Source organism: Campylobacter sp. TTU_617, assembly GCF_016599045.1.
In the GTDB taxonomy this organism is placed as follows: domain Bacteria; phylum Campylobacterota; class Campylobacteria; order Campylobacterales; family Campylobacteraceae; genus Campylobacter_D.
The window spans coordinates 58,774-70,320 of the sequence record NZ_JAENKV010000007.1 but is presented as its reverse complement, the minus strand read 5'-3'; the positions used below and the strand labels follow the sequence as shown (position 1 = coordinate 70,320).

Annotated in this window: 10 protein-coding genes and 1 pseudogene; 3 read left to right on the top strand and 8 right to left on the bottom strand. The window is 27.0% G+C overall.

Translation table 11 applies throughout. The annotated features are described in order from the left end of the window. The 8 genes and pseudogenes from GQV94_RS04780 to lpxB form a co-directional block, all read right to left on the bottom strand. A pseudogene (locus tag GQV94_RS04780) lies at positions 1–685 on the bottom strand (hypothetical protein); the annotation flags it as partial. 83 nt (positions 686–768) lie between these two features. Further along, positions 769–1,743, bottom strand: a complete 975-nt coding sequence (locus GQV94_RS04775) for a transaldolase (protein ID WP_200169903.1) — start codon at positions 1,741–1,743, stop codon at positions 769–771. Positions 1,744–1,833: 90 nt separating this feature from the next. After that, a complete protein-coding gene (locus GQV94_RS04770) occupies positions 1,834–2,352 on the bottom strand; it encodes a chemotaxis protein CheW (RefSeq protein WP_200169902.1) in 519 nt (172 codons plus the stop codon). Positions 2,353–2,356: 4 nt separating this feature from the next. Continuing rightward, positions 2,357–4,660 (bottom strand): hybrid sensor histidine kinase/response regulator, encoded by a 2,304-nt coding sequence (locus tag GQV94_RS04765; protein ID WP_200169901.1) that lies wholly within the window; start codon positions 4,658–4,660, stop codon positions 2,357–2,359. Between the two features lie 3 nt (positions 4,661–4,663). Further along, entirely contained in the window at positions 4,664–5,620 is a 957-nt protein-coding gene (locus tag GQV94_RS04760; protein WP_200169900.1) for a chemotaxis protein, read from the bottom strand. Continuing rightward, positions 5,613–6,380 carry a UDP-2,3-diacylglucosamine diphosphatase gene (locus GQV94_RS04755; RefSeq protein WP_200169899.1) on the bottom strand — a complete coding sequence of 256 codons (768 nt, stop codon included), beginning with the start codon at positions 6,378–6,380 and terminating at the stop codon, positions 5,613–5,615. The genes GQV94_RS04760 and GQV94_RS04755 overlap by 8 nt, the downstream gene beginning before the upstream one ends. A 126-nt stretch (positions 6,381–6,506) precedes the next feature. Then, the gene (gene greA, locus GQV94_RS04750) at positions 6,507–6,992 is read right to left on the bottom strand and encodes a transcription elongation factor GreA (RefSeq protein ID WP_200169898.1); all 486 of its coding nucleotides are present in this window, start codon (positions 6,990–6,992) and stop codon (positions 6,507–6,509) included. Positions 6,993–7,004: 12 nt separating this feature from the next. Continuing rightward, the gene (gene lpxB / locus GQV94_RS04745; protein ID WP_200169906.1) at positions 7,005–8,096 is read right to left on the bottom strand and encodes a lipid-A-disaccharide synthase; all 1,092 of its coding nucleotides are present in this window, start codon (positions 8,094–8,096) and stop codon (positions 7,005–7,007) included. An 89-nt stretch (positions 8,097–8,185) separates the two neighbouring features. Between lpxB and zupT the strand changes: the two genes are divergently transcribed. The 3 genes from zupT (at position 8,186) to pepT (ending at position 11,536) form a co-directional block, all read left to right on the top strand. Further along, positions 8,186–9,061, top strand: a complete 876-nt coding sequence (gene zupT / locus GQV94_RS04740) for a zinc transporter ZupT (protein WP_200169897.1) — start codon at positions 8,186–8,188, stop codon at positions 9,059–9,061. 216 nt (positions 9,062–9,277) lie between these two features. Next, on the top strand, positions 9,278–10,033 hold the full coding sequence (locus tag GQV94_RS04735; protein WP_200169896.1) for an ADP-ribosyltransferase: 756 nt from the start codon (positions 9,278–9,280) through the stop codon (positions 10,031–10,033). 270 nt (positions 10,034–10,303) lie between these two features. After that, positions 10,304–11,536: a peptidase T gene (gene pepT / locus GQV94_RS04730; protein WP_200169895.1), complete on the top strand. Its 1,233-nt coding sequence runs from the start codon at positions 10,304–10,306 to the stop codon at positions 11,534–11,536. Positions 11,537–11,547: the final 11 nt, after the last annotated feature.

Sequence of the window (11,547 nt, the reverse complement as noted above, 5' to 3'; positions counted from 1 at the left end):
TATTCATAGTATCAAAAGCTATTTTACTATCTAATTCTTTACAATCTATATAAAAGATTTTAAATTCTTTTTTACTTTCTAAAAATGCTTTTATGTTGGAATAGTAGTTGAAATTAAGTGTTTTATTTGAATTTTTCCAATATTTTAAAGCTTCTAAACTTGGTTTAATTTCATATTCATCATTCTTTCCTATATAAGAAATTTTAAAAACTTTATCTAAATCATCATTTAAATTTATTATTTTTGTGTTATTGCTGGATTTTCCGTGATTGATAAAAGTTTTAAATCTTGAAATAGGATCTCTTGTTAAAATGAGAATTTTAGTAGGATTTAATATATAAGAGAAATTTGGTATAAATTGTTTTTTCCTTGAAAAGAAAAGATGTAAATAAAAGTTTTTATCTTCTTTTTTTAATTTTTCCCTAATATTTATATAATCTAAAACATCATGATAAAGTTCTACTTTATTTAACCCACATAAAGATAAAAAATAATTTAAAGCAGTATGACCCGATGTAGAAAAACAATAAATAACAAATTTATAATCGCCAGGCAAAACCTTAAATAAAAAAGGGAATAAATTTAATAATATAGCTTGTATTTTTATAAAACGATATAAAATCCATTTTTTAAAACCTTTCTCTTTTAAAATTTTAAAAGATTTACTATTTAAAGGATTTTTCATAATTTTTCCTAATAAAATTAAAATATTTAAATAATTATTAATAATAAATCTAAAAAATTATAATTTCTTAGATTTTAGAATATTTAAGATAAAGCACTTAAGATATCTTCATAAGCTATACAGAATTGTTCTAAACCATCATCCATTAAGCTTTTATAAGCCTTTTGTAAATCATATAAAGAAACAATTTGATTTAATTTAGCATAAATCTCAGTATTATCTAAAGGAGTTTTAAAAGTATAATCTTCATTAAAAGCATAAATAGCATCTAATGGAGCCGTATTTACACTATCTTCAAATAATAATTCTTTAATATAATAATCTTTATACAAAGAATTATCTTTAACACCTGTACTTGCAAATAAAGCTCTAATATTTGATTGATTATTTTTTATTATATCGTTATAAATAAGATTTGCATTTAAAACACCTATAGAACCTTGTTCTAACACTTTAATATCAAAGAATTTATCAAAACGACTTACAAAAATACTAATAACAGCTTTTGGAGTTTTTGTTTTATTTAAATAAGGATTTTTTTGATTAAAATATTTTAAACCTTCATTTAAGGCATCAAAACATTTTTTACCTTGATCTTGTGAAAATACTAAAGTTGCATTAACACTAACTCCTTCTTTCATAAGTTCATACATTACCTCATAAGAAGCTTCTGTAGCTGGAATTTTCATCATAACGTTTTCTTTAGATATGGCACTATAAAGTCTTTTTGCTTCACCTAAACTCAAACTCGTATGATCATAAAACCTTGGATCGATCTCAAGACTAATGAAACCATCATTAAAATTTAAAAAATGAGGCATTAATTTATCAGCTGCTTTTTTAATATCATTAATAGCTAATTCTTCATAAATTTCCTTAGCTTTTTTACCTTTTAATTTAACAATTTGATCTTTATAAAATAAAGAATTTAAAATAGCATTTTTAAAAATACTAGGATTAGAAGTAGCTCCATTAACTTTAAAATTTAATAAGTTTAAAAATTCTTTTTCTAAAAAATTATTTTCAATAAAATCACACCATAAAGAAAAATTTTTCATTATTAAGCCTTTTTTATTGAAATAATATCCAGTTTTATTTTAAATTATATTTATTTAGGAAAGATTTTGATGGGAGAAAATCCCATCAAATTAGAATTCTCGTTTTAAAAGTGCTTCAACTTTAAGTATGGTAAGAATATTTTCATCTCTTTTACCAATACCATAAATCATGCCTTTATCTTTTACTAAAGTTTCAGGTGGCGGATCAATTCTGCTTCTATGAATTTTAATTGCCTCTGTTAATCTATCTATAACAAAGCCGGCATTTCCTCCAACACCACTACCATTTGTTTCTCCTCTTAAAACTATATATCTAGTTTGAGGAGTCATTTTAGAACTTCCTAAGTTAAAACGCTGTGCTAAATCAATAAGTGGCATAACATTTCCACGCATATTAAACACACCTAAAACATAATCTGGCACACTAGGAACCCTAGTAAATTCTATAGGTTTGATAATTTCTTGTATATTAAGAATTGGAATAGCATATTCCTCATCTCCAACCACAAAACCAACTAGTTGGATTATATCATCTTCTTTATGATCTTGAGGACTAGCTATCTGAGCTTGCTGTTTTTGCAAAATTTGTTCTAATTTATCATTACTCATACTCTTATCCTAATTTTAAATTTTTTCTAACTACATTTTCTAAATACTCTGGAGAATAAGGTTTTGTAATATATTCTGTCATTCCCACTTCAACACCTCTTAAACGATCTGTTTTACTTGTTCTTGAGGTAACAGCTATTAGAGGTAAACTTCTATACTTAGAGTATTTTCTAATTTCGCCAGCTAAAGTATAACCATCCATTCTTGGCATTTCTATATCTATGAGCATGGCATCGATATCATGTTCTCCTGATTTAACAATATTAAGTGCTTCAACACCATTAGTTGCCTCGATTAAACTTACCCCTAAAGATTCCAAAGCTTTTTGCATTAAAGTTCTATCCATTTTAGAATCATCAACAATTAAAACTTTATAATCACTCGGTTTTTCTTTAACCTTTTTAACGTTTGATTCAAGCTGAGCTTTAATATCAACTTTAATTTCTTTAGCTATATCCATCATAGCTGCTACATCAATAATTAAAGTTACTCTACCATCTCCTCTTATAGTGGCTCCAGCAATTCCTGTAATATTTTGTAAATAATCACCCATTGATTTAATAACAATTTCTTCTTGACCTACTAAAGTATCAACTATAATACCAAGCTTACTTTCCGCTACGCCAATGACAACTACATATGTTTGATCGCCACTTTCAAGGACTTGCTTAACACCAAAAACATCTGAAAGTCTTACAAGTGAAAGAACTTCATCTCTTAAGCGTAATACATTTTTACCTTCTATGGTATAAATATCATCAATTGGAACCCTAACAGTTTCAAGAACGCTTGCAAGTGGTATAGCATAAAATTCTTCTTGAGTACCTACAAGTAAAGATTGAATAATAGCTAATGTTAAAGGAATTTTTAACTTAAATGTGCTTCCTACTCCCACCTCACTGTCAATCTCAATCACACCATTAAGTTTTTCAATGTTAGTTTTAACAACATCCATTCCAACACCGCGACCTGAGACATTTGTTACTTTTGCTGCCGTAGAAAAACCCGGTTTAAAAATTAAGGCAAAAGCCTCTTTATCAGTCATTTGATCCGCTTCTCTTTCGGTGATTAAATTTTTCTCTATAGCTTTATATTTTAATGCATTTGCATCAAGTCCTTTGCCATCATCAGTAATTTCTACTACAATATGATTTCCCTCATTGTAAGCTTTAAGCTGGACAATACCTTTTTCAGGTTTTCCTGCAGCTAAACGAGTAGCCGGATCTTCTACTCCATGATCGCAAGAATTTCTAATCATATGCATAATAGGATCGCCTATTTCTTCAACTATAGACTTATCTAGCTCTGTTTCTTCACCTGTAATTTCAAGTTCAATTTGCTTTCCAAGCTCACGACTTAAATCTCTTACGACTCTTGGGAACTTATTAAACACTTTCGCAATAGGTTGCATTCTTGTTTTCATTACGGCAAGTTGTACATCAGTTGTGATAATACTTAATTGACTAACTACTTGATTAAGTTCTTCAAGAAATTTTTCACCTTCATAACGCTCTTCAACATCATCATAAATTTTAAGCAAGCGGTTTTTTCCAAGTACCAATTCACCAATTAAATTCATCAAATGATCAAGTCTTTTTACTTCAACTCTAATGGTTTGATCCATAGATGTACCGCTACTACCTGAAACAGGAACCTTTTTTTCTGCTTGAGTATCTGTTTGTGTATTTGCTGACTTATTTGGAGAAACCGATGCAGCTGAATTTTGCTTTTTTTGAGCTCTTCTTGCTTGATCTTCAGCTTTTCTTACTTTTAAAAGCCTTTCTATTTCTGCTTCAACTTCAGAATCATTAAGTTTGCTTACATCTATATCAGGTTCTGAGGCAGATTCTATTTCTTCTTTTTTAATTTCGCTATTTTCTTCTTTTTTTTCAGAAGGAGATGAAGAAGTCGGTGCTTCTCCCTCTGAAATAGCAGTAAGTTTAGAACAAATTGGTTCAATATCCATACCAATTGCTGTATCATTACCATTATCACGAATAGAATTAAGTAAAGTTTTCATTCTATCAATGGACTCTAAAACAACATCCATAATATCTGGAGTAATTTTAAGCTCACCATGTCTTGCTTTATTTAAAACATCTTCCATATGATGTGTTAATTTTGTTAAAACATCAAAATTTAAAAAACTTGATGATCCTTTAACAGTATGCGCAACACGAAAAATTCTATTTAATAATTCTAAATCTTCTGGATTTGATTCAAGCTCTACTAAGTCATGGTCGATTTGCTCAACTAGCTCAAAAGCTTCAACCAAAAAGTCTTCAAGTATTTCTTGCATATCTTCCATATTTTACCCCTGTTGTTGAGATTGATGTTTTTTTAAAACGCGAGTTATTTCAGAGAAAAAGTCACTTGCATTAAATTTTACCAAATATCCTTCTCCTCCAGCTTCTTGGACGCCTTTTTCATTCATAAATTCATTAGATAAAGAAGAATTAAAAACTATAGGAATATCTTTAAATCTTTGATCTTCTTTAACATGTGCTGCAAAATGAAAACCATCCATTTGAGGCATTTCAACATCACTTACAATAATCTTTAAATTTTCACCTAAAGAATCCCCATAAATTTGACTTAATTCTTCTAATTTATTAATACCCTCTACTCCATCTTTTGCTTCAACTACTTGCAATCCAATTTGCTGAAGCATTTCTTTAACGCGCTTTCTAGCTGTTAAACTATCATCTAAAATTAAAGCTGTTCCACTAAATTTTTCAATTTTACTAAGATCAATATCTATTTTAGGTGCGTAAATTCCTAATTCTTCTACTATACTTTCAAGATCCAAAATTAGTAAAACTTCATCATTTTCAATACGCGTTACACCGGTAATTTTACCTTTATCTAAAGCTCCAGATCCGGCAGAAAAAGTAGCTGGCTCTATATCTTTCCAATTAATACGACGAATTCTTTTAGCTTCATGGACAATAAAACCAATAAGAATATTACTAAATTCTGTAATAATAACTCTTGGTTTTAACATAGTTCCTTCTGGTTCAGTAATTTGCATCCATTTTGCAAGATTAACTACAGGTATAACTACTCCACGAAGATCAAAAATACCTTCGATATAATCAGGTACACCTGGTAATTCTGTAAGACTTGGAATTTTGATGATTTCTCTTACCTTGGAAACATTGACACCATAAATACCTTCATAAACTTTATCATGTCCTTGCTTAAAAATACGGAAATCAACAAGTTCCATTTCATTTGAACCTGTTTTAATTATATTTTCATCAAACATTTTGACCCCTCAAATTCTGTTCTTGAAATTTGATTTCTTGATTGTATTCTACTACAAAAAAACTTTCCTTATATGCAAAACTATCTAAATTAAAATATTTTATATTTTCATTATTTAAAATAAAATTTTGATGATAATGTCCTTCTATAACCCAAGTATTATTTGCATTATATTTTTTATATCTTTGATAAACTAAATTCTCAAAATTATTAATTTTAAAAAAAAGATTTTTCTTTTTTTGATTTGCTAAAATCTGTTTTGATATAAAATTAAAAGTTAGTTTATTTAAAAAATTTAAAAAATGAAGCAAAAAATGTCTTCTTAAATTTTTTAAAATAAACCCTAAAAAAGGATTTAAAAAAATATCTCCATGTGCTAAAAAAAAATTTTCTTTTTTATCTTTTTCAGTATAAAAAATAGCTTTTAAAGGTTGTTTTTGCAAAGGAAAAATTTTCACTTTTTTAAAAAAAGGAGAAAGATTAAAATCATGATTTCCTTCTAAATAAAAAATTTCTATATCTTTACTAAGCTCTTCTAGTAAAAAAATATATTTTTTTGCAAAACTATGTGTAGCAGAAATTTCTCCTATTAACAGATCAAATATATCTCCCATTAAAAAAAGTTGAGAAGTTTTAATTTTACCTTCTTTTAAGGCACATAAAAAATTCCAAAAACTCTCTCTTTGTTCATTTTCATGTGCATCAGCTATAAAAATAGCACCATTTTTAATAATCACTTCATCTTGTAGATGCTTTTTCATTTTTTAATTCTTTATTATAATTTATATTTTACATAAATACTAACTTCTATCATAAATAAATATTTCTCTCACTTTTCTAAAAAAATAAATTAAATTTATTATAAAATATTTAAAAATTATCAGATATTAAAACTCTAAGGCTTCATAAAAAATATCTATAATTTCAAATTCACTTTCTCCCTTTGGCAGACGCACTTTAAACTCATCACCTATTTTCTTACCAAGCATGGCCTTTGCAATAGGTGAATTGATGGAAATATAACCTTTTTCAAGATTGCTTTCACAAATTCCAACTAAAGTATATTTACTTTCTTTCTCACTTTCTACATCCATAATCACAACACTAGAGCCAAATTTAACACTATCGTGATCATAGCTTGAAGGATCAATAACTTGAGCTCTTGCTAAAATATCGCTTAATTCTGCTATACGACTTTCAATTAAAGCTTGTTTTTCTCTTGCGGCGTGATATTCTGCATTTTCTTTTAAATCTCCGTGACTTCTTGCTACATCAATCTCAACAACTACTGCTGGACGTTGATTATCTTTTAAGTCTTTTAATTCATTAAGTAATTTTTTATAGCCAAATTCACTCATTGGTTCTTTTTGCATTTTTTATCCTTTTTAAATTTCATGAAGTATTTTAGCCAAATTTTTTGCACTTCCAAATTTTAAATACTCTTTTAAAAAATTAACCTTATCAAAAAATACTTGATAATTATAATTTATATAAGAATTATAAAGATTTTCCACCTTAACTTCATTCTGTAAAAATTCAGGATTTAAAGGCTCTTTTCCTGCAAAATCACAAATAATATTTGCAAGTCCTATATGTTTTAATTTTACAAATAATTTTGCTATAAAAATATCAATAGCTTTTGCCTTATAAGTTAAAACAAAAGGCGTTCCTACTAAAGCTGCTTCTAGTGTAGCTGTACCACTACAAATAAAAGCAAAATCAGCTTTTTTAAGTATTTTTGGAGTATTGCTTTGCACCTTAAATTCGGATATATCTTCATAAATTTCAAGTTTATCACGTCTAAAAGAAGGAACACAAAGAATTTTTTCACCTTTAAATTTTTTAGCAAGTTCTCTAAAGATAGGCATTAATCGTTTAATCTCACTTTTTCTTGATCCAGGTAAAAAAGCTATAATTTTTTCTTCTTTTTTTGAAAGAATTAATTTTTTATCTTCTTTAGTTTTAAATTCTTTAATTTCATCTAAAAGCGGATGTCCGCAATAAATACTCTTAGTAAAAAACTTATCGTCAAAAGGTAAAATAGATGCCAAAATATCAAAATGACTCTCTATAATAGGAATACGTCCTTTCTTCCATGCCCAAACTTGAGGAAGTATATAATAAACTCTTTTTATTTTTGAATTTGATCTTTTTAAAGCTTTAGCTAAAGGTATATTAAAAGCTGGAGAATCTATGCAAAGTATAGCATCAATTTTTACTTCAAAACTTAATTTTACAAGTTCTTTGATCGCTTTTTTTGCTTTAAAAATCAAAGGTAAAATCTCTATAAATCCCATAGCACTAAATTCATGAGAACTATAAAGAGGTTTAGAATCTAAGTTAAATTCTTTAGACAAATCCTCATCATAAATTCCCAAAAGATTAAAATCTTTAAAATTTTCTTTATAAACTTTTAAAATTTCTTTTAAATGTAAATTTGCTGATGGCTCTAAAGCACAAACTAAAAAAGTTTTCATCATTTAACTCTTTAATCAAAATAAAATTTAAATTCTAGCCAAAACTTACTTAAAATATTAATTATTAATAATTTTTGTTATAATGTTTTATGGAATTCACACTAGAAGAACTTTTAATAGCAATAATTTTAACCATACTTGCTGGATTTTCAACTGCAATTGGCTCTGTGATTGCTTTTTTTAGCAAAAATGATAATTTAAGAATTCTTTCTTTTGGACTTGGATTTTCAGCTGGAGTAATGATTTATATTTCTTTTATGGAAATTTTACCTTCTGCTTTAATTGATTTTAAAAGATATTATAATTCAAGTTATGGTGAGCTTTTAGCACTCTTATGCTTTTTTAGCGGTATTTTTTTATCGGCCATGATTGATAAATTTATTCCAGAAGATGTTAATCCTCACGAACCAAAAGAAGATTTAAGTGAGCTTAAAATCTGTCCTTTACCTAAAAAAAATGAAAAAGCTCCACACTTTCATCCTGGAGAACCACTCAAAAAAATCAATACTAAGGCCCTAAAAAGAACTGGGTTATTTACCGCACTTGCTATAGCAATACATAATTTTCCAGAAGGCTTTGCTACTTTTATTTCAAGCCTTGATAATCTTAGTTTTGGCATAGCTATAGCTGTTGCTGTTGCTATACACAATATTCCAGAAGGAATGGCAGTTTCTTTACCTATTTATCATGCTACAAATGATAAAAAGAAAGCTTTTATTTATTCAGCTCTTTCTGGAATAGCTGAACCTATAGGAGCTATCGTTGGTGCATTTTTAATTTTACCTATTATGAATGAACTTACCTTAGCTATTACCTTTGCTGTAGTAGCTGGGATAATGGTCTTTATCTCTTTTGATGAATTACTCCCTGCTGCTAAAACCTATGACAAAGCACACGATAGTCTTTATGGATTAGTTTTTGGAATGGCTGTAATGGCAGTGAGTTTAATTTTGTTAAATCCTTAAAGATAAGTTTTTAAATTTTTTAAATACTTTTACTATTTATTTTTAAAATCATATTAAACATATTTTACTTTTTGTAACATTAAAATTCTATGGTACTTCTTTATATTTAATACTATTTATATCTTATATTTACTATTTTATACATAATTTTCCTAAAAAATTAAATTTGTATGGTATATAATTAATTATAATCCAATTCAAATTAAAGGAGTGCTAATGAAAAAAATTATTTTTTTACTTTTATTTTTAGGATTTCAGGCATCTTTAATGGGATATTATGATGATACAAGTTATAAAAAATTTAAAAATGGTTGGGAAGCAGTAAATTGGTGGTTAAGACTTTATGGAAATAATGTTTTATCTCAAGAAGAAAAAAATATAGTCTATCAATATACTTATGGAGATTTTGTAACAATAAATAGCAAATTAAGAAATGGAGAAGGACTTTCTTCTTTAGATGAAAAACAAAAAGAAATGGTAAAAAAGCTTGATCAAGCTTTAGGAAAAACAATTATATTTGAAAATTTAATAGTTTATCGTTATGAAAATCTAAGTTTTATATTTAGACTTTTAGATAAAAATTATTTTTCTCAAATTTATAAAGATGGAAAATTTACAGAAAGGGCTAAACATTATTTAGAATTTATTAATCATAAAAAATACAGAGACTATGGGTTTATGTCTACTACTACAATTAGAAATGGTGTATTTCAAACCAGACCTGTTGAACTTGTTATAAAAGTTCCAAAATACTCAGATGCACTTTTTGTTTCTTTAAAGGGACTTGCCGCATTTGAAAGTCAATATGAATTACTTTTTCCAAGAAATAGGGTTTTAAGTATAGAATCTTATGAAATATCCAAAGATCATAAAAAATTAACAATTTATGTCAAAATGACAGGTCCTTGTTATATCAATCAACCTTGTGAGATTGAAAAAGTGGATAATTTGAAACAACCAAAAGAGTTTTAATACTAAAAAACCATTACAAATTGTAATGGTTTTGACAATTTTAATTAAGTAAAAATCTTTTAAAGGATTTAATATTCACTTTCTAAATTAAAATATTTATTATTAATTTTATATTCTTTATCTTCATTTCTAAAATCAAAACTATAATTTTTATTATTTTAAGTAAAAATCTATTTTCAATATTGAAAATAAGTCTAATACATTTTAACTACTGATAAATTAAAATAATTATATATAATAAATCTTAAATAATATATTTAAGGATTCAATATGGACATAGTAGAAAGATTTATAAATTATACAAAAATCAATACTACAACCAATAAAGACAATGGTGCAATAGGAATTATGCCTTCAAATCCAAAAGAAATGGAACTAGCTATATTATTAGAACAGGAATTAAAAGAATTAGGCTTAAGTGAGATTAAAAGACGTGAAAATTCTATTACAACTGCAATTTTACCAGCAAACATTTCTAATGCACCAAGCATAGCATTTTTTGCTCATTTAGATACTAGTATGGAACAAACAAATGATACAAAAGCCAAAATTACACCTTATAAAGGTGGGGATATTTGCTTAAATAAAGACTTAAATATTTACCTTAAAGAAAGCGAATTTAAAGAACTAAAAAATTATATAGGAGATGAGATTATCCATACAGATGGCACAAGCTTATTAGGAGCTGATGATAAGGCAGCTATTGCTGCTATTATGGATTGTTTAGAGTTTTTTGTTAAAAATTCAGATATTAAACACGGCAATATAATAGTAGGATTTTTACCTGATGAAGAACAAGGTTTAAAAGGAGCAAAAGCTTTTGATATTAAAGAAATTAAAGCTGATTTTGGGTATTGCTTAGATTGTTGTAGCATAGGAGAATTTATATATGAAAACTGGAATGCAGGAGATGTAGAAATAATCTTTAAAGGTATTTCAGCTCATCCTATGAATGCTAAAAACAAACTTGTAAATTCTTTAATCTTAGCTCATCAATTTATCTCTATGCTTCCACGAGGTGAAGTGCCTGAATATACAGAAAATAAAGAGGGATATTTTTGGGTAAAAGAATTAAAAGGAAATAGTGCAAAAACTATTTTAAAAATCGATGTGAGAGAATTTGATGATGAAAAATACAAACAAAGAATGCAATTTTTAAAAGATTTAGGCGATGCTTGTAAAAAACTTTGGGGAGATGAAAAAATTGATATAAAATTAAATGATAGATATAAAAATGTATTTAATTCGCTAAAAAATACAAATGCCTTGCCTATAAAACTAGCCTTAAAGGCTTATGAAAATTTAAATATCAAAGCAAAGATTATACCAATGCGTGGCGGATATGATGGAGCCATTTTATCACAAAAAGGCTTGCCTTGTCCTAATATTTTTACAGGAGCGCATAATTTTCATTCCATTTATGAATATTTGCCTGTAAAATCTTTAAAATCAGCTAGTAAAGTTTTGCAAGAAATTATCATTTTAGCAAGTAAAAATTCTTAAATTTATTATGC

What these genes read in the sequence shown, in the direction of transcription:
- GQV94_RS04775 (WP_200169903.1), bottom strand. Translation starts at nt 1,743, where the DNA reads ATGAAAAATTTTTCTTTATGGTGTGATTTTATTGAAAATAATTTTTTA.
- GQV94_RS04770 (WP_200169902.1), bottom strand. Translation starts at nt 2,352, where the DNA reads ATGAGTAATGATAAATTAGAACAAATTTTGCAAAAACAGCAAGCTCAG.
- GQV94_RS04765 (WP_200169901.1), bottom strand. Translation starts at nt 4,660, where the DNA reads ATGGAAGATATGCAAGAAATACTTGAAGACTTTTTGGTTGAAGCTTTT.
- GQV94_RS04760 (WP_200169900.1), bottom strand. Translation starts at nt 5,620, where the DNA reads ATGTTTGATGAAAATATAATTAAAACAGGTTCAAATGAAATGGAACTT.
- GQV94_RS04755 (WP_200169899.1), bottom strand. Translation starts at nt 6,380, where the DNA reads ATGAAAAAGCATCTACAAGATGAAGTGATTATTAAAAATGGTGCTATT.
- greA (WP_200169898.1), bottom strand. Translation starts at nt 6,992, where the DNA reads ATGCAAAAAGAACCAATGAGTGAATTTGGCTATAAAAAATTACTTAAT.
- lpxB (WP_200169906.1), bottom strand. Translation starts at nt 8,096, where the DNA reads ATGAAAACTTTTTTAGTTTGTGCTTTAGAGCCATCAGCAAATTTACAT.
- zupT (WP_200169897.1), top strand. Translation starts at nt 8,186, where the DNA reads ATGGAATTCACACTAGAAGAACTTTTAATAGCAATAATTTTAACCATA.
- GQV94_RS04735 (WP_200169896.1), top strand. Translation starts at nt 9,278, where the DNA reads ATGAAAAAAATTATTTTTTTACTTTTATTTTTAGGATTTCAGGCATCT.
- pepT (WP_200169895.1), top strand. Translation starts at nt 10,304, where the DNA reads ATGGACATAGTAGAAAGATTTATAAATTATACAAAAATCAATACTACA.